General features: G+C 63.9%; 23 protein-coding genes and 1 tRNA gene. 12 read left to right on the top strand and 12 right to left on the bottom strand.

Annotation, left to right across the window (positions count from 1 at the left end; genetic code table 11):
* Positions 1-297: 297 nt before the first annotated feature.
* The 4 genes from HAP40_RS32425 to HAP40_RS32435 form a co-directional block, all read right to left on the bottom strand.
* Positions 298-987 (bottom strand): hypothetical protein, encoded by a 690-nt coding sequence (locus tag HAP40_RS32425; protein WP_166813610.1) that lies wholly within the window; start codon positions 985-987, stop codon positions 298-300.
* Between the two features lie 86 nt (positions 988-1073).
* On the bottom strand, positions 1074-1271 hold the full coding sequence (locus tag HAP40_RS37425; protein ID WP_166813608.1) for a hypothetical protein: 198 nt from the start codon (positions 1269-1271) through the stop codon (positions 1074-1076).
* Positions 1272-1479: 208 nt separating this feature from the next.
* Positions 1480-2064 (bottom strand): protein-S-isoprenylcysteine O-methyltransferase, encoded by a 585-nt coding sequence (locus HAP40_RS32430; protein ID WP_166813606.1) that lies wholly within the window; start codon positions 2062-2064, stop codon positions 1480-1482.
* A 5-nt stretch (positions 2065-2069) separates the two neighbouring features.
* A complete protein-coding gene (locus HAP40_RS32435) occupies positions 2070-3302 on the bottom strand; it encodes a hypothetical protein (protein WP_166813604.1) in 1233 nt (410 codons plus the stop codon).
* Positions 3303-3440: 138 nt separating this feature from the next.
* Here HAP40_RS32435 and HAP40_RS32440 point away from each other — a divergent pair, with 138 nt between their 5' ends.
* Together HAP40_RS32440 and HAP40_RS32445 are read left to right on the top strand one after the other, a co-directional pair.
* Entirely contained in the window at positions 3441-4220 is a 780-nt protein-coding gene (locus HAP40_RS32440) for an SGNH/GDSL hydrolase family protein (protein WP_246741230.1), read from the top strand.
* 174 nt (positions 4221-4394) lie between these two features.
* On the top strand, positions 4395-4655 hold the full coding sequence (locus tag HAP40_RS32445) for a hypothetical protein (RefSeq protein WP_166813602.1): 261 nt from the start codon (positions 4395-4397) through the stop codon (positions 4653-4655).
* Between the two features lie 363 nt (positions 4656-5018).
* Here HAP40_RS32445 and HAP40_RS32450 read toward each other — a convergent pair.
* The 4 genes from HAP40_RS32450 to mnmA all read right to left on the bottom strand — a co-directional run bounded on the left by HAP40_RS32450 (position 5019) and on the right by mnmA (position 7716).
* Positions 5019-5095, bottom strand: a tRNA-Met gene (locus HAP40_RS32450).
* Positions 5096-5349: 254 nt separating this feature from the next.
* Positions 5350-5706, bottom strand: coding sequence for a hypothetical protein (locus HAP40_RS32455; protein WP_166813600.1), 357 nt, complete (start codon positions 5704-5706; stop codon positions 5350-5352).
* A 46-nt stretch (positions 5707-5752) separates the two neighbouring features.
* Positions 5753-6391 carry a class I SAM-dependent methyltransferase gene (locus tag HAP40_RS32460; protein ID WP_166813598.1) on the bottom strand — a complete coding sequence of 213 codons (639 nt, stop codon included), beginning with the start codon at positions 6389-6391 and terminating at the stop codon, positions 5753-5755.
* Between the two features lie 143 nt (positions 6392-6534).
* On the bottom strand, positions 6535-7716 hold the full coding sequence (gene mnmA, locus HAP40_RS32465) for a tRNA 2-thiouridine(34) synthase MnmA (protein ID WP_166813596.1): 1182 nt from the start codon (positions 7714-7716) through the stop codon (positions 6535-6537).
* Positions 7717-8063: 347 nt separating this feature from the next.
* On the opposite strand from mnmA, the gene HAP40_RS32470 reads away from it, so the two are divergent.
* The 8 genes from HAP40_RS32470 to HAP40_RS32505 all read left to right on the top strand — a co-directional run bounded on the left by HAP40_RS32470 (position 8064) and on the right by HAP40_RS32505 (position 16479).
* Positions 8064-9704, top strand: coding sequence for a flagellar hook-length control protein FliK (locus tag HAP40_RS32470; RefSeq protein WP_166813594.1), 1641 nt, complete (start codon positions 8064-8066; stop codon positions 9702-9704).
* A 13-nt stretch (positions 9705-9717) separates the two neighbouring features.
* Complete coding sequence (locus HAP40_RS32475; RefSeq protein WP_166813592.1) at positions 9718-10425, top strand: flagellar hook assembly protein FlgD; 708 nt, start codon at positions 9718-9720, stop codon at positions 10423-10425.
* Between the two features lie 411 nt (positions 10426-10836).
* On the top strand, positions 10837-11112 hold the full coding sequence (locus HAP40_RS32480; RefSeq protein WP_002714638.1) for a DUF1153 domain-containing protein: 276 nt from the start codon (positions 10837-10839) through the stop codon (positions 11110-11112).
* A 181-nt stretch (positions 11113-11293) separates the two neighbouring features.
* Positions 11294-12904 (top strand): flagellar basal-body MS-ring/collar protein FliF, encoded by a 1611-nt coding sequence (gene fliF / locus HAP40_RS32485; RefSeq protein WP_166813590.1) that lies wholly within the window; start codon positions 11294-11296, stop codon positions 12902-12904.
* A gap of 70 nt (positions 12905-12974) precedes the next feature.
* The gene (fliG, locus tag HAP40_RS32490) at positions 12975-14069 is read left to right on the top strand and encodes a flagellar motor switch protein FliG (protein WP_166813588.1); all 1095 of its coding nucleotides are present in this window, start codon (positions 12975-12977) and stop codon (positions 14067-14069) included.
* Complete coding sequence (locus HAP40_RS32495; RefSeq protein ID WP_166813586.1) at positions 14069-14689, top strand: FliH/SctL family protein; 621 nt, start codon at positions 14069-14071, stop codon at positions 14687-14689. The genes fliG and HAP40_RS32495 overlap by 1 nt, the downstream gene beginning before the upstream one ends.
* A gap of 3 nt (positions 14690-14692) precedes the next feature.
* A complete protein-coding gene (gene fliN / locus HAP40_RS32500; RefSeq protein ID WP_091888362.1) occupies positions 14693-15043 on the top strand; it encodes a flagellar motor switch protein FliN in 351 nt (116 codons plus the stop codon).
* A 53-nt stretch (positions 15044-15096) separates the two neighbouring features.
* Complete coding sequence (locus HAP40_RS32505; RefSeq protein ID WP_166813584.1) at positions 15097-16479, top strand: sigma-54 interaction domain-containing protein; 1383 nt, start codon at positions 15097-15099, stop codon at positions 16477-16479.
* Between the two features lie 125 nt (positions 16480-16604).
* On the opposite strand, the gene HAP40_RS32510 is transcribed toward HAP40_RS32505, so the two are convergent.
* Positions 16605-16937 (bottom strand): GYD domain-containing protein, encoded by a 333-nt coding sequence (locus HAP40_RS32510; RefSeq protein ID WP_166813582.1) that lies wholly within the window; start codon positions 16935-16937, stop codon positions 16605-16607.
* A 378-nt stretch (positions 16938-17315) separates the two neighbouring features.
* On the opposite strand from HAP40_RS32510, the gene HAP40_RS32515 reads away from it, so the two are divergent.
* Entirely contained in the window at positions 17316-18566 is a 1251-nt protein-coding gene (locus tag HAP40_RS32515; protein WP_166813580.1) for a vanadium-dependent haloperoxidase, read from the top strand.
* 107 nt (positions 18567-18673) lie between these two features.
* Positions 18674-19822: a M20 family metallopeptidase gene (locus HAP40_RS32520; protein ID WP_166813578.1), complete on the top strand. Its 1149-nt coding sequence runs from the start codon at positions 18674-18676 to the stop codon at positions 19820-19822.
* 117 nt (positions 19823-19939) lie between these two features.
* On the opposite strand, the gene HAP40_RS32525 is transcribed toward HAP40_RS32520, so the two are convergent.
* From HAP40_RS32525 to HAP40_RS32535, 3 genes are all read right to left on the bottom strand, one after another.
* Positions 19940-20095: a hypothetical protein gene (locus tag HAP40_RS32525; RefSeq protein WP_166813576.1), complete on the bottom strand. Its 156-nt coding sequence runs from the start codon at positions 20093-20095 to the stop codon at positions 19940-19942.
* A 93-nt stretch (positions 20096-20188) separates the two neighbouring features.
* Complete coding sequence (locus HAP40_RS32530; protein WP_166813574.1) at positions 20189-20770, bottom strand: flavin reductase family protein; 582 nt, start codon at positions 20768-20770, stop codon at positions 20189-20191.
* 32 nt (positions 20771-20802) lie between these two features.
* Entirely contained in the window at positions 20803-21639 is an 837-nt protein-coding gene (locus tag HAP40_RS32535) for an ATP-binding cassette domain-containing protein (RefSeq protein WP_166813572.1), read from the bottom strand.
* Positions 21640-21648 lie beyond the last annotated feature (9 nt).

A 21648-nucleotide genomic window follows, 5' to 3' on the forward strand; every position in this document is an offset into this window, starting at 1 on the left:
CATAGGCGGAGACAAGCGTGCTGATGGTACAGATCTCGATTCGGCGCGGAGAACGCCTACTATCCCGCCGTGTACGCGATGCGCATTGATCGATCGATGTCGATGCTCGGCCTCGACGCAGCACCATCTGTCCGGCGATCTTCGTCTCAAGGTGCGAGCGCTTGCGAACCTTCCTCAACTGCGCCAAGCAGAACTTCGCCCTCGGAACAGTGTCCAACAAGAGCGTAGGCATGACTAAGAGGAGGCATGCACCTATTCTCCCCGCAAGGAAAACAGAATGAACTCTATCCGAAGGTGCTAGCTACGACCGGGTTCAAGCTGAACCGTTTTTCGTCCGCCGTTCAGCTCTCTGAGTTTGTTGACGTATTCCTCGGGCTTTAGCAGATGAAACGGAGCGTTGAGGCCCATAAACGTCGCTATGCGGCCGATGAAAGCAGTGCAGTTAGTCGTTGCTGCATTCCAGACCGGCGAAGTCTCCTGCTGGCGCTTGATATAAGCAAAGACCTTCTTGGCGTCTGCCTCAGACAAATAGACGCGATAGCTGGCCGTCAGATATTGCTCGTCAAGATCACCGTAGGTCGCACCCGTCTCAGAAGGGACAAACATGATGTGTCCCAGGATATAGGGCACCTCGTCGCCGGCCGGAGCCAGACCAGCGACCTCGACCTGCTTTTCGCCCGTCTTTCCGTACCAGACGAATGCATGACCATACGTTGCCGCCGTGCGAGCACGAAAATCAACGTAGTAGGGACCCGTGGCGGCAGCTCTTCGAGCTGGCCTTACATCGGATACCGCCGGCGTAGCAGCAGCCATGCTCGCCGCATGCTTCGTCGCCGAACTGGGGAGAGCGTCCCGTTGCTGCTGGTCGGTACGCGCCACGAGTGGTTGCGCGCTACTGATTCCGGCCCCCAAGCCTACAAAGGCCGCCAGCATGGCGGCCTTTGCAAGGAGCCCTAGACCCGGATATTTCCGAATCACTCCCGCCATCTTCGAATCCCCTTGGATCCAAGATCCGATGCCACAGGTAGTCTGCTACCCCAAACGAACGCCGCTGGCGTACGAATAAAGTCAGATCAACCCTTGGTCACCAACGGAGCCGGGGCGGCAACCGGATACTTGCCCACCGGGCTCTTACCCACGGGATATTTGCCGATCGGAGCTTTGCCAACCGGCGCGGCGGCGGCAACCGGCTGAGGCCGAGGCATGTCGGCGGCAACTGCGGTTCCCACGAAGGCCAAAGAAGCGATTCCAAGTACAACGAATTTCAACATAGGGTCTCACCATTGTTCGGGATCGATTGGATTCACCTGACACCCATAGAAATAACCCGACACTCGCCCCGACACCAACGAATAGACCGGGGAGGCCGCGCTTCCGACAGCTTTTTCTACCGTATGTTGCGGAAATGGCACGCAAATTGAGGCGTCGGGTTCCATGTCGGTCTTCGCGGCCCATAGATCGAAGCGCGCCGGACCTACTTCAGAGTACCCGCGGGAAGACCCGACCGGTCCGCGCCATATACTCGCGATAGCTGTCGCCAAACGTCTGCAACATCATTCGCTCTTCCCTTGCGACGCGACCAAAGAACAAAACCCCGAAGCCGGCCAGGCCCGCGAAACCGGCAATCCAATTCGGCAGCAGCAATGCCTGGGCGATAGCCCACAGCCAAAATGCCGAATACATGGGGTGTCGAACTCTCCGGTAAATCCCTTCCGTCACGAGCTCATGGTTCTCCCGCACGTCGAGACTTATCGACCAATTCCGGCCGAGTGCACGATGTGTCAGGTGAAACACGCCCAAAGCCGCAATCGCGAAGAAAGACCCCAGCCAAGCCAACCAGGGATAAAAGCCGTGAGCTGCGAAACGAGGCATTCCTGTCGCCACGTAAAAGAGCGGCACAAGTCCAAGCCCCGAAAGAGATATGAGCAGGAGCGCAGTTTCCAGGGGGCCGCGAGCGCTCCACACAACCCTCGCACGGCGGGAACGCCGCGCGTACTTATAGCGTATGAGATACCAGCCGATCACCATCACAACGAAGATGACTTTTGAAATGGTGGGCGTCATTTGAATCAGGCCGCCGCGCCCGGACTTCCCAGCAGTTCGCTTTCCGACACTGGCGCGCCCGCAATAAGGCCTCCGTCGTCGGCGATCATCGACACAGCGCCATCCGGGGCGAGCGTCTGGGATTTGGCTGAAATAGGTCCGCATGTGAGCATGAAGTAGTCGTACGATGTTCGCCTGTCATTTCCACTGACGAACTGGCAGTGCACGCGGAAGAAATTGAAGCGGATGCGTTGATACATGTCGTCGTTAAGCATTCGACTAATCTTCACAACCCTGACGGTCGCCTCGTTCTCTGTCGACAAGCCCATTTCGGCCATTGGCCGGCATTTGTAAAAATTCAACACGTCGGTGAGGGCCTGGTAGTCGCCCCAGAAGATCGCGCGGGAATTGGCGACGCGTTCCACCGTCCTGCGAAAGCGTACTGCCTTCGGGTGCAGGCCGATCTTGAGTATGGATGATCCAACGCTCAAGAATGTAACGGGAATCTTTTTCCGACCGAGCTCAGGGTCCAGCTTCAAGGCGCGATCAAGTAGATCAACCGCCAGTACGGCGCCAAGGCTGTGCCCTACGACCAAAATTTCGTCTGCGGCAGAATTGCTTGCCGCAACCACGAGTTCGGCGGCCAACCTGTCCAGCCTTTGCTCTATCTCCGAATTACCGAATCGAATGTACTCGCAAGAAAAAATCCAGTCGTCGAACAAGTCGCCCAGGTGCAGCCAGCGCCACGGACCCGCCAACGCGGCTGCGAGCCCGAAGAGGCCGCCACCGGCTGCAATGGGAATTGATCCGGTGATCTTGTATGCAGCCACACCAATCAAAAAGGCGGCCGCGACGAGCAATCCGAACGTAACGAATGGATAGAGAAAGAAAAGTGCGTATCGCCAATTGGTCTGCAAGTAACGCCAAAGAGTGCCGGCCAATACGAAATCCAGAAACGCAAGAATGCCGACGGAAATGCGTGAGCCGATGCCTCGCTCCCCGAACACCTCAATTACATCGTGCCATCGGACCAGACGGTAGTCGGTTTCGACGAGCCAATCGGGGCCGATTGTCGTCACGTTCCATTGCATCTGGTCGGCGGTATCATGCGAACTGTCGACGGTCGCTTTCACTGACCAGGTACGTTGGAACCTGGCAATTTCGCGCACGAAGCGTCGTTGCACGCTGGCATGCAACGTGATTGGATCATAGCCGCCGATATGAAATACCACCCGCTTCGCTACAGGCTGTCCGGTCATGGTCTCACCCGCGACTACCCGCGGATTCATCGTGTTACTCACTGCCCACGCGTCAATTGACCTGTAATTCAAGTACAGCGAAACCTTGACGCGAACGGTTGTCAAGAGAGATCGGCCAGTTATTGGGGGAATATGTTTTTGACCTTTGCCCGCCGCACCCGAGCCGCTGGAATAATGGCGTCAATCGGCGCCGCCTTGCTTATCGGATTGTCTGCCAGTGAGTCCTCTCAAGCGCAGGATGGATTATCATCTGCCGAGAAATGCCTGTCAGCAAATTTGAACACCTCGCTGGGCGCACAATTGCCCCGCACAGCGTCACGTTTGAAATCCGGTGAGCCGTTAAGGATTGTAGCGATCGGATCATCGTCGACAGTAGGACTCTGGATGCTTAGGTCCGCGGGCACATATCCGGAGGTCATGCGCCGAGAGCTATCGAGACTTAGATCGAACGCGACGATCGAGGTCATCAACAGCGGCCGAGTCGGCGATACGATTCCGAACAACGTTGCACGGTTCGAGCGTGACGTTTTCGCGCACACGCCTGATCTCGTTATCTGGCAATTAGGTACTAATGACGTCGCCTGGGGTGGCCGGCCGGACCAAGGGCTCAAAAGAAGCGTGCTTGAAGGGGTAAGGGCACTTAAGGCGGGGTCTGCCGATGTCGTGTTGATGGATCTGCAATATGCGCCACAGGTGCTCGCTTCAGTTGGCTATTCGACGATGGAGGACATCATTATCGATGTCGCAAAACAGGAACGGGTCGGGCTGTTCTCTCGTTTTGCGCTGATGCGAAACTCGGTCAGTGCCGGAGTTGCGCAAAGCGCGCTTGTAACGTGGGACGGATTGCACAACACCGCCGATGGTTATGATTGCATTGGACGAGCCCTTGCCCGAGCCATCTCAACGAGTGCGCGTTGAGAGGCCCCAGCTTCGAAGGCTGTGGGTTCGCATGAGTTTGGGCACCGGCCGTGACAGCGATGCCGAGCGTGCAGATGCCCATCAACGCGAACAAAGACTAATTAGCGTCGACCATCACCGCATCTCTCGCGGCGGTGATAGCAACTCGCGCCGACCCTGTCAGGAGGTGCGCTCATGCACCATTATGCCGGCCAACTTGTTGACCTGTTACTGGTGCTTGTCGCCGCGTGGATGGTGCCGGCCACCATTTTTGTTATCTACGCCTATTTCGCTCGCCTTAAGAATCCGGTCAGCGAATCGGTCTTTGGACGTGTGGTCATCTTGTCCTTGTTCATCATAACCACGTCGATTTGGCTCCCGATAATTGTGGCCGCCATAGTCCTATCACTGATCGGTCATTTGTGGTTCCGCTTCAGGGCACAACTGCGCAGGTAGCTAGATATTGGTGCTGAGCAACTACACCAAACTAACCTGGGGCCCGCTGATTAAGAGTCAGCTGCTGCTGTCCACAACAAGTCGAACTGAATATTTCAGCAAATCGCGAAGTCACCGACCTGGCAACGGCGCCCGTTGTTCCTGGCTCGGTCTGGCGACCAAGGATCCGGCGAATACTTGAAGTGGGAAGGGGTCGAATAAAAAGCCGATTTCCACTCGCTCGCGCTTGTTGCTCGTCATCAAGGATTTGTTTGCCGGAGAGAACGAGGCTGCGACGCTACCGTTTTGCGACGGCGGGTTTCGGCTGCGGTCTTCGGCTGCGGTCTTCGGCCCGCTTAACTCACTGATAAAAGGGCTGAAATATGGTAGCGGGAGAGGGACTCGAACCCCCGACCCCAGGATTATGATTCCCGTGCTCTAACCAGCTGAGCTACCCCGCCACAGGGTCGCGAACGGCTGTTACGGCCGATCTCGCGAACGCGCGGCATATAAGGAAGGGGACGGGGGTAAGTCAATCCGCCTTCGCTAAAGCTTCGGCGCGACAGGTCCGCTTGGGCCCGATTTCTTACCGGAATTTGCGATTTTTGGCGGCTCAGGACTCGTGGAGAGTCCCCTCACCCGGAATCCGCGCTCAGCGCGGATTCCGGCCTCGCCCCGGCGGGGAGAGGCGAAGGGGAGCCGGCGCGAAAAACAGCTATTTCGGCCGCACGTTCGGATCGCCGCCGGGGCTGCCGGGGGGCGGAATCACGGGAGTGTTGCCGCCTGTGTCGGGCGCGGGGGCGTGCATGTCGGGGTCGACGCCCGAGGGCGGGCAGAGCACGCCGTCGGACTTGGCCAATCTGTCGCCGAGCGGTTCCCGGGACTGGCCGATGGTGGTGCCGTCGGTCGAGCGGTTCGGGCGATCCTGCGGCGCGCAATTGGCCGCATGTTGCGGGGATGGCGGCGCGGTCTGTTGCGGCGGCGTCGCCGGGGCGGGTGGGGCCTGCGCGATCGCACTGCCGGAGGCGGCGATCAGGAGGCTGGCCAGGATGATGTTCGATGTCGTGCGCATGGCAGGCAAACGCGCATCTCGCGCGCCCCGTTCCCTGCCCGCATGATCACGATTTGCGGTAGCGGATCAGCGAAAAATGCCCCATCGGCGGCATGGGCCGCCGCTCGGTGAGGGTGATGCCGCCGTGTCTGGCGGCCCAGCCCTCGAGGCGGGCCCACGGGAATTCCGGGCGCCAGCCGAGACGGCGGGCGATCGGCGCGAAGGCGAGCTCGGAGAGCTTGCGAAGACCCTTTTCCGCGCCGATGTGGTTGACGAGGATCAGCTCGCCGCCGGGCTTGAGCACGCGCACGAACTCGTCGAGCGTGCCTTCGGGATCGGGCACCGCGGTGATGACATATTGCGCGACCACCGCGTCGAAGGCGTTGTCGGGGAAAGCGAGGTTCTTGGCGTCCATCACCGAGAGCACCTCGACATTGGACAGCCGCAGCGCCCGCACCCGCGCCTGCGCCTTGCGCAGCATCGGCTCGGAAATGTCGACGCCGCAGATTTTCGTGGTGCGCGCGTAGTCGGAGAGGGAAAGGCCCGTGCCGACGCCGACGTCGAGAATGCGGCCGCCGATGCGGTCGGCCTCCGCGATGGTCGATTGCCGGCCGGCGTCGAACACCTTGCCGAACACGAGATCATAGACCGGCGCCCAGCGGCCATAGGCCTTCTCGACCCCGGCCCGCGAGATGTCTGCTGCCATGCCCCCTGCCCTAACAAAAACTCTGGAGATTAAAAGCCGTTGGTGAGATCAAATCCAGCCCCTCGCGCGGTCCGTGCCTCTCCCGCAAGCGGGAGAGGGGCGCACCTTTTCCATCGCTGCAGTTGACCAAAGCTCGTCGAGCGTTAGCCGCGCACCGCTTCCGCGAGCGGCCGCGCCGCGTTGCTCGCGACCTTCGCGGCGGCGCTCTGGATGAAACCGCCGCCGAGCACGCGGGCCTGCCCCGAAGGCGCGTCGTAGAACACGCAGGCTTGCCCGGGCGAGACGCCTTCCTCGCCGGCGACGAGCTCGACCTCGTATTGGCCATTGCCGCCGCGCAACCAGGCCGGCTGCGGGCTGCGGGTCGAGCGCACGCGCACGAACATCTCGAGGCCGGAGCCGATGGCGCTGTCGATATTGCCGTCACCGATCCAGTTGACGTCGCGCAGCACGATGCGGTGCATCTTCAGCGCATCGCGCGGGCCAACCATGACGCGGCGCGCGGCGGCATCGAGGCGCACCACGAACAGCGGCGAGCCCGAGGCGATGCCGAGTCCGCGGCGCTGGCCGACGGTGAAATTGGCGATGCCATTGTGCTGGCCGAGCACGCGCCCGTCGAGATCGACGATCTCGCCGGGGTCCATCGCGTTCGGCCGCAGCCGCGTGATGATGTCGGTGTAGCGCCCCGTCGGCACGAAGCAGATGTCCTGGCTGTCGTGCTTGTCGGCGACCGCGAGGCCAAAGCGGCGCGCCAGCTCGCGCGTCTGCGGCTTGGTCATGTCGCCGAGCGGAAAGCGCAGGAAGTCGAGCTGCTCGCGCGTGGTCGCGAACAGGAAATAGCTCTGGTCGCGGTCGGCGTCGGCCGCGCAAACGAGCGCGCGCGAGCCATTGTCGAGACGGCGCGAGGCGACGTAATGGCCGGTGGCGAGCGCGTGCGCGCCGAGCTCACGCGCGGTCTTGAGCAGATCGCGGAATTTGACGCTGCGGTTGCACTCGATGCAGGGCACCGGCGTCTCGCCGAGCGCGTAGCTGTCGGCGAAATTGTCGATGACGGACTCGCGGAAGCGGTCCTCGTAGTCGAGCACGTAATGGGGAATGCCGAGCTTGGCCGCGACGTCGCGGGCGTCGTGGATGTCCTGGCCGGCGCAGCAGGCGCCCTTGCGGTGGGTCGCCGCGCCGTGGTCGTAGAGCTGAAGCGTGATGCCGACGACGTCGTAGCCTTCAGCCTTGAGCAGCGCAGCCGTCGTCGAGGAATCGACACCGCCCGACATGGCGACGACGACCCTGGTGTCCTCAGGACGGCCTTCGAGATCCAGACTGTTGAGCATTGGCCTTAAAAGTTCTGACGGCGGCGTGCGGCGCATCCGCGATTTGCGTGCTTCTGGCGGGACATCGGCGATCCCGGGAACCCTGGTTCCCCCGGGAGGCGCGAGGCCCTGTCGAAAGCGACTGAGAGTGGTCTCTTTAATATAGGCGGCATTCCGGTGAAGCAATCACGGGGCGGCCCGCTTAGGGCAATTCTTGCCGGGGAGGCAGAAATGGCGGGGTCGCAAGGCTCCGCGGCGGGCCGCGACGATTCTGCAAGACATTGATTTTTCTAGTTAAATTATCCGCGCGCGAGGCTGGCCCGCTCCTTGCTCCCCTTCCTGCCGAAGTCGTTTCCAAGGGGTCGCCTGTGGTCGGTCGGACGTCAGATATCGTGGCTAGCGTGCAGGTCCAGAGCACGCAGCAAAAGCCGGCCCGCTCGCAGGCGCCGAAAGAGAGCTCCGCGGCCGACTCCTTCGGTTCGCTGGTCGACAGCAACACCCAGGCGATCGACAACAATGCGCAAGCGCAGGACACCGCGCCGCGCCGGAGCGAGTCCGCCTCCGCGTCCTCCCAGGACAGAGCGCGCGACACCTCGTCCAGGGATGAGCCCGCGCAGAGCCGGGCGAGCGACGACACGTCGGCGCCCGCCAGGACCGACGACGACACGGCGAGCGACACCACGGCCGATCCGGCCAAGGACACCGGCAAGACCAAGGACAAAGACAAGGACAAGGTCGAGGCCTCCGACACCAAATCGACTGACAAATCCGACGAGACCAAGACCGACAAGACTGAGAAGACCGACGGCACCGACGCCGCGACCGCCGCCGTCGATGCGGCTGCCGCCGTGCCGGCCGATCCCAGCCAGACCGCCGTCCCCGATCCCGGCGTCATCGTTGCCGCGCCGGTCGTACCGGCCGATCCGAATGCGGCCGCAAACCAGGCCGCCGCCAGCACCGCCTCGCCATTGACCATCGCCGCCGCCGGTCTTGCCGCCAGCGCCTCCACCGCAGCGCAGATCGCCGGTGCCAAGACCGACACCGCCACGGCCGGCGACAAGAGCGCCAAGGCCGCGGGCGCCGAGATCGCTGCCGACACCACGACGACGCTCGGCGAAACCGCGACCGGCACGAACGCTGCGGCCGCGACCGACGCGAACGCCAATGGCGGCCTGATCGCCGTCGCCAGCGAGGGCACGCCCAAGACCTCGTTCAAGGCCGCGGCCACGGCGCAGGCCCAGACCGACATCTCCAATATCGGCCAGGACGCCGGCAAGGCGGACGCGACCGGAACGCAAACCTCGGGTGCAGCGACCCTCAACGCCGCCGCGCATCCTCAGGCCGCCAAGCCGCAAGCCGACGGCGCAGCGGCTGACGCCAAGGCCGTCGCCACCGAGCGCACCGCCGATGTGGCGGCGGGCGCCCCGGCCACGCACGGCCATGCGGGAACGCAGGCAATCGTCGCCCCGACGGACACCAGCGCACAGGCCGCCTCCGCCGTGCAGGCGCCGTTGACCAACACCACCTCGGCCGCGACGGCATCGACAGCGACGCTGACCGCGACCGCGGCCACCAACCCGACTATTCCGATCAGCGGCATCCCGATCGAGATCGCGGCCGCGATCCGTTCCGGCAAGTCCCGCTTCGACATCAGCCTCGATCCGGCCGAGCTCGGCAAGATCGACGTCCGCATCAATATCGACCGCAACGGCCAGGTCACTTCGCATCTCACCGTGGAGAAGCCGGAGACGCTGCAGATGCTGCGTCAGGACGCGCCGCAATTGCAGCGCGCGCTCGACGATGCCGGCTTCAAGACCGGAAACAACGGGCTGTCGTTCAGCCTGCGCGACCAGAATTCGTCGGGCCAGCACTCCGGTCAGAACAACGACAATGGCGGCAATGCCCGCCGGCTGATCATCAGTGAGGACGAAAGCGTTGCAGCGGCGCCCGTCGGGCGCGGCTACGGCCGTATGCTCGGATCGAGCAGCGGCGTCGACATCAGAGTGTAAGGAGTATTCGCAAATGACCACCACGAATGCCGCCACCGCCCCGACGCCCGTCTCCGGAACGACCGACATCCCGAAGTCCTCGTCGTCGAACTCATTGAGCTCAACCACGGGATCGACGCTCGCCGGCAATTTCCAGACCTTCCTGACGCTGCTCACGACGCAGCTGCAGAACCAGAACCCGCTGGATCCGCTCGACACCAACCAGTTCACCCAGCAGCTGGTGCAGTTCGCCGGCGTCGAGCAGCAGCTCAAGACCAACGATTCGCTGGCCCAGCTCGTCGCCCTCCAGCAGACCACGCAGGCGACCCAGGCGCTGGGCTTCGTCGGCAAGACCGCCCTGGTCGACGGCTCGACCGCGACCATGACCAACTCGTCGGCGACCTGGCATCTCAACATTCCCACCGACTCGACCGTCGACATCACCGTCGCCAATGCCAGCGGCCAGACCGTCTTCACCGGCAAATATACCGCCGCCGCCGGCCCCGACATCCCCTTCACCTGGAGCGGCATGGGCAATGACGGCACGCAATGGCCGGACGGCAAGTACACGATCTCGGCGACGGGCAAGGACGTGGCGGGCAACAATGTTGGCATCGCCGCGCAGGTGCAGGGCGTGGTGTCGTCGGTCGACCTGACCCAGTCGCCGCCGCTGCTCACCATCGACGGCGCCAGCTACACCCTGAGCCAGGTGAAGAGCATCATCGCGACCAGCAGCAATTGAGGCCGGCGGGCAGGCTACACATAAAGTGTCATCCCGGCCTAGTGCGCAATTGCGCACGGGGGCCGGGATCCATAACCACAGGGAAAAGTTTGGCAAAGACTCGTGGTTTGGGAAGTCATCGTTGATACGGCTACCGGCGTGTCATCGATGGATCACGCGGTATGGGTCCCGGCGTTCGCCGGGACGACAGTTGAGAGGCCTTGCAGCGTCTCCGCAGGCCCGTTCGTTAGTAAAGTATTTACGAAGACCCCCGCCTGACCCGCTGAAATCGCGTTTTCGGCGCCCCGGGCCGATCGCGTTCCCGCCAGTTTCAACGAGAATTGTATTGAAGCCTTAGGCTTAGCGGATTTTTAAGCCGCGGGGCGTAGGGTCATGGCGTGAGTTCAGTGGTTGAGAGTTTGTGAGTACGCCATGACAGAACCCCATCGCCCGAGGGTAAAATACGTCATCGGGCCGGACGGCAGTCCGTTGACGATTGCGGATCTGCCTGCCCCCGGCACCAAACGCTGGGTCATCCGCCGCAAGGCCGAGGTCGTCGCCGCTGTGCGTGGCGGACTTCTCTCCCTCGAGGAGGCCTGCAGCCGATACACCCTGACGGTTGACGAATTCCTTTCCTGGCAGTTTTCCATCGACCAGCACGGTCTGGCGGGTCTTCGAACCACCCGCATCCAGCAATATCGCCAGTAGGCGATCCGGAAATCTGCGGCTTTTGACGAAAATCGGCCTCGCGCTGCGGGGCCGATTTTTCATGATGTTGACTTTTGTCCGACCTCTTAACCTTCGTTAACCATATCGAAACCATCACCTAGGCAATAATTGCCCACTCGGCCCTTCCAGTGAAAGCGGCCGAATCTGTTGGGGCGGTTGCTTGCAAGGTCTTGCGGACTTCTTAAAAAGTATCGGCGCCGCCCGGTTTGGGGCCATGATCGCGGTCACCGCCGCGCTCATCGGCTTTTTCGCGTTCGTCATCATGCGCGTCACCACGCCGCAGATGACGACGCTGTTCACCGACCTCAGCGTCGAGGACTCCTCCAGCATCATCAAGGATCTGGAGCGCCAGGGCATCCAGTTCGAGATCCGCAATGAGGGCTCCATCATCATGGTGCCCAAGGACAAGGTCACGCGCCTGCGGATGAAGCTTGCCGAGGGCGGCCTGCCCAAGGGCGGCGGCGTCGGCTACGAGGTGTTCGACAAGTCGGACGCGCTCGGCACCACCTCTTTCGTCCAGAACATCAATCATTTGCGCGCGCTGGAGGGCGAGCTCGCCCGCACCATCCGCGCCATCGACCGTATCCAGGCCGCCCGCGTCCATCTGGTGCTGCCCGAGCGGCCGCTGTTCTCCCGCGAGGCGCCGGAGCCGTCGGCCTCGATCGTGGTCCGCGTCCGTGGCTCGCTGGAAGCCCAGCAGATCCGCGCCATCCGCCATCTCGTCGCCTCCGCCGTCAACGGGCTGAAGCCGCAGCGGGTCTCGATCGTCGACGAGGCCGGCCAGCTCCTGGCCGACGGCGCCCAGACCGATCCGGAGCAGGCGGTCGGCGACGAGCGTCGCATCGCCTTCGAGAAGCGGATGCGAAAGCAGGTCGAGGACATCGTCTCCTCCGTGGTCGGCTCGGGCCGCGCCCGCGTGCAGCTCGCCGCCGATTTCGACTTCAACAAGATCACCCAGACCTCGGACAAGTTCGATCCCGAAGGCCGCGTGCTGCGCTCGAGCCAGACCCGCGAAGAGCAGAGCATGACCGCCGACAACACTGGCCAGGTCACGGTCAACAACGAGCTGCCCGGCAACCAGCAGAACAACGGCGTCGCGCCCAAGGACCAGAGCAAGAAGAGCGAGGAGACCAACAATTACGAGATCTCCCGCACCACCAAGACCGAGGTGACCGAGGCCGGCCGGGTCAACCGCATCTCAGTCGCGGTGCTGGTCGACGGCATCTATTCCAAGAACGAGAAGGGCGAGCTCGCCTATCAGGACCGCACCAAGGAGCAGCTCGACCGCATCGCCGCGCTGGTGCGCTCGGCGATCGGCTTCGACCAGAAGCGCGGCGACCAGGTCGAGGTCGTCAACCTCCGCTTTGCGGACGCGCCCTCCTCCGCCCCGGTCGGCGAACCCTCGGGCTTCCTCGGCATGCTGCAGTTCACCAAGGACGACGTCATGTACTTCGTCGAGCTCGGCGTGATGATGCTGCTGGGCCTCGTCGTGCTGTTCCTGGTGATCCGCCCGCTGGTCAAGCGCATCCTCGCCTCCGACGAAGTCGCCGCCGCCATCTCGGGCGTGCTCACCGGCCCGGCGGCGTCCGAAGAGTCCACGGCACCCGCCCAGCCGCTACTGCCGAGCGGAGCCGCCAGCGCGATCGACGTCGCCACCATCCAGGGCCAGGTCCACGCCCAGTCCGTTCACCGCGTCGGCGAACTCGCCGAGCGCAACCCCAACGAAACCGTCGCCATCATCCGCCAGTGGCTCACCGAGCCCGCCAAGTAATCGAAGCCAAGCAACTTAGCCAAGCAACCCAGCCAAGTAACCTAGCCAGTGAATCAAGAAGTGATCTGACATGGCCGCCAATCTGCAGAACGCCAACTCGAACGACATCACCAGCGTGATCTCCACGCTGGGCCAGCGTGCCGGCAATCGTGCGGGCGGCGCCAAGTCCGACGCACTGGCCGGCCCGAAGCGTGCCGCGATCCTGATGCTGGCGCTGGGCGAGCAATATGGCGGCAAGATCTGGTCGCTGCTCGACGACGACGAGGTGCGCCAGCTCTCGCTGGAGATGTCGACGCTCGGCACCGTCGAGGTCGACACCGTCGAGGACATGCTGCTCGAATTCGTCTCGCGCATGTCGGCCTCGGGCGCGCTGATGGGCAATTTCGACGCCACCGAGCGCCTGCTCCAGCAGTACCTGCCGCCGGAGCGCGTCAACGGCATCATGGACGAGATCCGCGGCCCCGCCGGCCGCAACATGTGGGAGAAGCTCTCCAACGTGCAGGAAGAGGTGCTCGCCAACTACCTCAAGAACGAATACCCGCAGACCATCGCCGTGGTGCTGTCGAAGTTGAAGTCGGAGCATGCCGCCCGCGTGCTCGGCATCCTCCCCGAAGAGCTCGCGCTCGACGTCATCAACCGCATGCTGAAGATGGAGGCGGTGCAGAAGGAGGTGATCGAGAGCGTGGAGAAGACGCTGCGCACCGAATTCATGTCCAACCTGTCGCAGACCCGCCGCCGTGATGCCCACGAGGTGATGGCGGAAATCTTCAACAATTTCGACCGCCAGACCGAAACCCGTTTCATCACCTCGCTGGAAGAGGACAATCGTGAATCGGCCGAGCGCATCAAGGCGCTGATGTTCACCTTCGACGACCTCGTGAAGCTGGATTCCGGCTCGGCCCAGACCTTGATGCGCAACGTCGACAAGGACAAGCTCGGCGTCGCGCTCAAGAGCGCCAACGAGGACGTCCGCAACTTCTTCTTCGGCAACATGTCCTCGCGCGCAGCCAAGATGCTCCAGGACGACATGGCGGCGATGGGCCCGGTCCGTCTGCGCGACGTCGACGAGGCCCAGGCGCTGCTCGTCAACCTCGCCAAGGACCTCGCCGCCAAGGGCGAGATCATGCTGACCAAGAACCGCGCCGACGACGAGCTGGTGTACTGATGGGCGCTCCGGCCAAATTCCTGTTCGATACCGACTTCGCGGCGCCCGAGCGCACGCGCGAGAAGGGCGCGACCGCGGATGAGATCGCCCAGAAGGTCGCGGAGGCCGAGGCCCGCGCCTATCAGGACGGCTTTGCCGCCGGGCAGCGCGAGGCCAAGGCGGAGAGCGACCGCCGCGTCGCGCTCGCCATGGAAGAAATCAACATCTCAGTTCGCGGTGTCGCCTCCGGCATCGGCAACATCGAAACCAAGATGGAGACCGAGGCCGTCGAGGTCGCGGTTGCCGTCGCCCGCAAGCTGTGCGCCGATCTGGTCGCGGCCGAGCCGCTCGGCGAGGTCATGGCGCTGGTCAAGGACTGCTTCTCGCATCTGGTGGCGACGCCGCATCTCGTCGTCCGCATCAACGACGCGCTCTACGACGCCGCGCGCGACAAGATCGAGCGGCTCGCGAAGCAGAGCGGTTTCGAGGGCCGGCTGGTGATCCTGGCCGAGCCGGAGATTGCCACCGGCGACTGCCGGATCGAATGGGCCGATGGCGGCGTCGTGCTGGAGCGCAACGCCATCGCGGCCAAGATCGACGAAATGGTCGGACGCTACATCGCGTCCCGCAGGGGGAATTAAGCCATGAGCGACACCGACGGACAGGTCCCGCTGCCCGATCTCAACGGCCCGATGCCGCCTGCCGGCACCGATGTCGGCTACAACGAGGACGAATATGCGGCACGCGTTGCGGCCGACCTCGAAGCCGTGTTCGACGTGCCGGTGCAGGTCTCGGCCGTGCTCGGCCGCTCCAAGATGGACGTGGGCGAGCTGTTGAAGCTCGGGCCCGGCACCGTGCTCGAGCTCGACCGGCGCGTCGGCGAGGCCATCGACATCTACGTCAACAACCGTCTCGTCGCCCGCGGCGAGGTGGTGCTGGTCGAGGACAAGCTCGGCGTGACCATGACGGAAATCATCAAGACCGAACGCGGCTAGCCAATACACGGGAATGACGCGCGGCAGCGCGAACAGACGGACAGGAGACTGACATGCGGCTTCTCATCGTTGGCACATTGAAGGGCCAGCTCACCACCGCCACCAAGATCGCGATGGAGAACGGCGCCACCGTGACCCATGCCGAGGATCACGAGCAGGCCATGCGTGTCTTGCGCAGCGGCAAGGGCGCCGACCTGCTGCTGGTCGACGTCGCGCTCGACATCCGCGATCTCGTGATGCGGCTGGAAGCCGAACACATCCACGCGCCGATCGTCGCCTGCGGCATCACCAACGACGCCCGCGCCGCGGTCGCCGCGATCCATGCCGGCGCCAAGGAATACATCCCGCTGCCGCCGGAGCCGGAGCTGATCGCCGCGGTGCTGGCTGCCGTCGCCAACGATTCCCGCGAGCTGGTCTACCGCGACGAGGCCATGGCGCGCGTGATCAAGCTCGCCCAGCAGATCGCGGGCTCCGACGCCTCGGTGATGGTCACCGGCGAATCCGGCACCGGCAAGGAAGTGCTGGCGCGCTATGTCCACACCCGCTCGGCACGCGCCAAGCGTCCGTTCATCTCGATCAACTGCGCCGCGATCCCCGAGCATCTGCTGGAATCCGAGCTGTTCGGCCACGAGAAGGGCGCTTTCACCGGCGCGGTCGCCCGCCGTATCGGCAAGTTCGAGGAGGCGACCGGCGGCACGCTGCTGCTCGACGAAATCTCGGAGATGGACGTCCGCCTGCAATCCAAGCTCTTGCGCGCCATCCAGGAGCGCGTGATCGACCGCGTCGGCGGCACCAAGCCGGTGCCGGTGGACATCCGCATCATCGCGACCTCGAACCGCAACCTCGCCGAGGCCGTGCGCGAAGGCACCTTCCGCGAGGATCTGCTGTTCCGCCTCAACGTCGTGAACCTGAAGATCCCGCCGCTGCGCGAGCGCCCCGCCGACATTCTCGAGCTGGCCCAGCATTTCGTGAAGAAATATGCCGAGGCCAACGGCGTGCCGATGCGCCCGATCTCGGCGGAGGCGCGCCGCGTGCTCTCCACCAACCGCTGGCAGGGCAACGTCCGCGAGCTCGAGAACACCATGCATCGTGCGGTGCTGATGGCGCAGGGCGACGAGATCGGCCCCGACGCGATCATCACACCCGACGGTGACCGGCTCGACCTCGCCAAGACGGCACCGGCGGTGGCGCATGCAACCATGGCCGCCGAGCAGGTCACGCGCGCGCTCGTGGGACGCACCGTGGCCGATGTCGAGCGCGACCTGATCCTGGAGACGCTGAAGCATTGCCTCGGCAACCGCACCCATGCCGCCAACATTCTCGGCATCTCGATCCGCACGCTGCGCAACAAGCTCAACGAATACGCCGATGGCGGCATCCCGATTACACCGGCGGGCACGCCGGGCGAGTATCCGCGCATGCCGGCCATGGGATGAGCAAACAGCTCCTCGATCTCGTCAAGCCCACCCGGGCATTCACATGAAGCGTGCGAGTGGCCGGGACGAGCCCGGCCACCGCCACCGAGTGTCTCGCCTCATGGCGGCGCCACGCTCGCACCAGGCTACTTGCCAGGCGGAACGTAGACGCTTGTAAGCTTCGCGGCCTTTTCCGCGACGCTCTTGAACTCACTCATCTTCCAAGCGCGTACGGTTTCGATCTTGGCGATGGCGCCGCTCGCCGCGGCCGCCATTCCGAGGGCGACAGCATCGGCTCCATCGGGGAACTCCGCAACGACGAGCGCGTCATGTGCGCCTGTTGTCATGAACGCTCCCTGGAGCTTTCCGCCGGCTTTTTCGATCATCGGTCCGATGACCGCGCTGCGATCGGACGGCTTGTCGACCAATCCCTTGATGCCGGAATTTGAGTATGAGACGTATGAGATGAACAGCGGCATGTTTTCTCTCCGTCGAAGTTAGAGCGACGACACCTGTCGTTTTGGAAAGAGCCCTCCGAGCGAGAGCAAGGCACCGCCTGCCGACGGCACGCGAGCTGCCTTGAAAAGCGAGTTACGGACTTCGGCACGTCCAACTGGCAGCTTGGCCCGACTATAACCGACTCCGAAATGCTGCGCGAACGGTAAGCCAGGCCTACCCATCTCGATCGCAACTATTATGCCGGATGGGGTAATTCCAGTATTCGCCGTCAGGGCGCGATGCGAGTGAAGCAGTTCACTATCGATCCGCATCAGGCTCGGTAGAATTTGCAGCGACGCGAACGGTCAGAGACCGCATCCGCCTTCGCGCACACGTCCTTCAACTCGAAAGGGCAAGCCATGAAATACACTTCGTGGACGATTTCCCGCCTATCGCTGATTGCAATACTGATCGCAGCCACGGCGCCGCTTGCACGCGCCGACGTGATCATGGACTGGAATGCAAAGGCCGACGCGATCGCTGCCGAGAAGCAAATTCCGCCGGCGCCGCACAGCCGCGCCCTGACCATGATGCACGTGGCGATGTTCGAGGCCGTCAACGCGATCGACCGCCGCTACACGCCTTACAAGCTCGCGTTGTCCGCGGAGCGCTCGACCTCGCGGGAGGCCGCAGCGGCGGTTGCGGCTCACGACGTGCTGCTGTCGATCTATCCGGATATCAAGCCGGATCTGGATACGGCGCTGACGAGCTCGCTGGCGCCGATTGCCGAGGGCGAATCCAGGACCGCCGGCATCGCGCTCGGGAAAGACGCCGCGGCGCAGATCATCCAGCTTCGTGCGAAGGATGGCAGCAACGCGGTTGAAACGTACCGCCCCCTGACCACAGCGGGCGTCTATGTTCCGACCGCCGTTCCGCTGTTCCAGACCACGGGCGCGACAACGCCATGGGTGATGACGTCTGGATCGCAGTTCCGTCCCGGACCGCCGCCGGCGCTGGATTCAGAGGTCTGGACCAAGGACATCAACGAAATCCGCGAGGTCGGCGGCCGCGGCAGCCCGACCCGCACGCCTGAGCAAACCACGATCGGCCGCTTCTGGTTCTTCGTCGGCGCCCGCACCTACAATCCCATCGTGAGGCAGGCGGCAATGGCCAAGAGCATGGATCTCGTCGACTGCGCCCGCCTGTTCGCCCTGACGTCGATGAGCGGCAACGATGCCATCGTCGCCGTGTTCGAGGCCAAGTATCACTACAATTTCTGGCGTCCGATCACGGCCATACGCAACGCCGATCTGACCTCGAATGCGGCGACGCCGCGCGATCCGTCCTGGCTGCCGCTCGGGGACACGCCGATGCATCCGGAGTATCCCTGCGCGCACTGCATCACCTCGGCCGCGATCTCGACCGTGCTCCAGACTGTCGTCGGAGATTTCGGCGAGTTCTCTCTGACCAGCCCGACGGCCCCGGGGGTCACGCGCAAATGGTCACGGCTGCAGGACTATAGCGACGAAGTCTCCAATGCGCGCATCTGGGCCGGCTTTCACTACCGGTTCTCGACCGAGGTCGGCAAGGACATGGGCCGAAAGATCGGTGCGTTGACCGTCGCGACGCAGCTTCGCGGTGTTGAAGCAATGGCGCAGCCAAGGCGGTAGGCTGGTTGCCTTTGGAGCGCCGAACACATGGCCGGACCGCATCCGGCGACTAGGTCGCGCCTGCGCGAGGCCCTATAACCCCGCGTGAGAACCACGCGAGGATGAATATGTCTGAAGCCCAAATCACGGACTGGCTCGCGTCGCAGCGGCAGGCCATGATCGATCTCTTGCGCGACGTCGTGGACATCGATTCCGGGTCCTACGACAAGGAAGGCGTCGATGCGGTCGGGGCGCGGTTCGAGCGGCATTTTGCCGAGCACGGCATTTCCTGCCGGCGCGAAAGCCACGGCACCTTTGGCGACGCCATCCACGCCGAGGTCGCAAAGCCCGGCAGCAACGAGAAGCCGGTGCTGTTGATGGGGCATCGCGACACCGTGTTCGGCAAGGGCGAGGCCGGGCGGCGTCCGTTCACGATCCGGGACGGGCGCGCCTATGGGCCCGGCGTCGCCGACATGAAGTCCGGCCTGGTCATGAACGTGTTCGTGGCCACCGCCTTCCACAAATTCGGCGGCAACCCGCATCCGATCAAGGTGCTGATCACCTCGGACGAGGAGATCGGATCGCCCTCTTCGCGGCCCGTGATCGAGCGCGAGGGACGCAGCGCGCGCGCCGTGTTCAACTCCGAGCCGGGCCGCCCCACCGGCAATGTCGTCACGGGGCGCAAGGGCGGCATCTTCATGCACATGGCCATCACCGGAAAGGCCGCGCATTCCGGCGCCAATTTCGCCGCCGGCGTCAGCGCGATCGGCGAGCTCGCGCACAAGATCGTGCAGATCCACGCGCTGACCGATCTCGACAAGGGCATCACCCTCAATGTCGGGCTGGTCTCGGGCGGGCAGTCCGTCAACACCACGGCGCCTTACGCCGAGGGCCAGATCGATCTGCGCTACGTCGATCCGGCCGATCGTGCGCGGATCATGGCTGCGATCGAGACGATCATCGCGACGTCCCGCGTGCCGGGCACCAGCGCGACGCTGTCGATCAAGGGCGAGTTCGTGCCAGTGGTGCAGAGCGCGGATTCGAAGGCGCTGTTCGAGACCTATCAGGCCGCTGCAAAGGATGCGGGCCTCACCACGCTGCAGGGCGAGTTCTCCGGCGGCTGCGCCGATTCCGGCTTCACCGCCGCGGTGGGCACGCCGACCATCTGCGGCCTTGGCCCCGTCGGCGGGCTCGCGCATACGCCGGAGGAATATCTCGAGGTCGACAGCATCGTGCCGCGCGCACAGGCCCTCGCGCTGGCGATCTTGCGGGGGTGAGTTCGTAGCTGCCGTAGGGTGGGCAAAGCGAAGCGTGCTCACCAGTTCTATCATCGTGGAAAGATGGTGGGCACGGCGCAAGTGCGCCTTTGCCCACCCTACGAGACCTGCCAAGTTTCACGAATAACTCGGCGCGTCGGGCTTGCGGAAGATGTGGATGGGGTCGCCCGGCACGATCGGCGAGCCCGAGAACATCGCGTAAGCGTAGAGCGCCAGATAAACGATCGCGAGCGCGCCGACGGCGTAGAAGGCCCAGGTTGCGACGCGCTTCATCGTTCCGCTCCGTTGCCGTCCGGTGGAAAGGCCGAGCTGCTTCTAGAGCGATGACGCGAAAAAGGCCAGCCTTGCGGGAGGGAACGGCGGCGATCAACCGCCCCGGCGGCTGCGTGCGGGAACGCTGACGTCCGCCAGCCTAACCGCGTCCTCGTCCTGGTCGACCGCCACATACTGGCCGTGCCAATAGGCCAGCGCCGCGGTGCGGGGCGAGTTCCTGACGTCCCTGACACGACCGATGACGATGCCGTGCGAGTGTCGCTCGACGATCTCCTCGACCTCGCAATCGACAGCCGACAAGGCATCGACCAGCAGCGGAACGCCCGAGACGGATGTCACCCAATGGTTGCCTGCAAAGCGGTCGGCGCCCTTCAGTCCGCCCTTCCCCGCAAAGCGTTCGGCGACATCGAGCTGATCGGCATTGAGGATGTTCACGCCGAAGGCGCCGTAGCGGCGGATCAATGGGAAGGACGAGGCGTCCCGGTTGATGCTGACCAGCAGCGTCGGCGGTTCGACCGACAGGGAGGTCACCGAGGTCACGGTCATGCCGCTGATGTCCTTGCCCCGCCCGGCGGTGATGATGCTGACGCCGCCGGTGAGATGGCGCATGGCGCCGCGGAAATCGGCGGACGAGACGGGTATTTCGGTCATGAGATCGCGGGGGACTACATTCATGGCGTTGCTCCCCGAACGGGGGTTCCCTCTATTTAGGTACGATCGTCCGCCGACAACAGGTGGCTCAGGATCGAGCCTTCGAGGCCGGCAAGCTCGGCCGAACCGCGCTGGCGGGGCCTGCTGGCGTTAACCACGACGTCGTGGGCGATGCGCCCCTCCTCGATCACCAGCACGCGGTCCGCCAGTGCGACCGCTTCGGCGACATCGTGGGTCACGAGGATCGCGGTAAAGCCCTGGTCGCGCCAGACGCGCTCCAGTAGACGCTGCATCGAAATCCGGGTCAGCGCGTCCAGCGCGCCGAGCGGCTCGTCGAAGGCGAGCACGCGCGGACGGGAGACCAGCGCGCGACCGAGCGCGACGCGCTGCTTCTGGCCGCCCGACAGCACCGAGGGCCATTGATCGCGCCTGTCGGCGAGCCCGACCTCGGTCAGCGCCTTCTCCGCGCGCGCATGCGCATCGGTGGAGGCGCGATCGCGGCCGAGACCGACCTCGACATTCGCGAGCACGCGCGCCCAGGGCAGCAGCCGCGGCTCCTGGAACATCACGCGGATGTCCTCGGGCTGGATGTCCTGGCCGAAGCTGACGCTGCCGGCGTCGATCTTGTCCAGACCGGCGATGAGGCGCAGCAGCGTGCTCTTGCCGCAACCACTCTTGCCGACGATGGCGACGAACTGGCCGGCGGGGATGTGCAGGTCGATACCGCGCAGCACCTCGTTGTCGCCGAAGGATTTGCGCAAGCCGCGGATGCTGAGCGGGAGTCCGGTGGTCTGCGCCGCCCGCTCCTCGCGCACCACACGGGCATGCGGCGCGAAATTGGCGCGGCTGCCGAGCTCGGACTCGGGAAGGGAGGTACGAAGCGCTGTCTGCATGTGATTCCC

Origin of the sequence: Bradyrhizobium sp. 1(2017), assembly GCF_011602485.2 — a bacterium.
GTDB lineage: Bacteria > Pseudomonadota > Alphaproteobacteria > Rhizobiales > Xanthobacteraceae > Bradyrhizobium.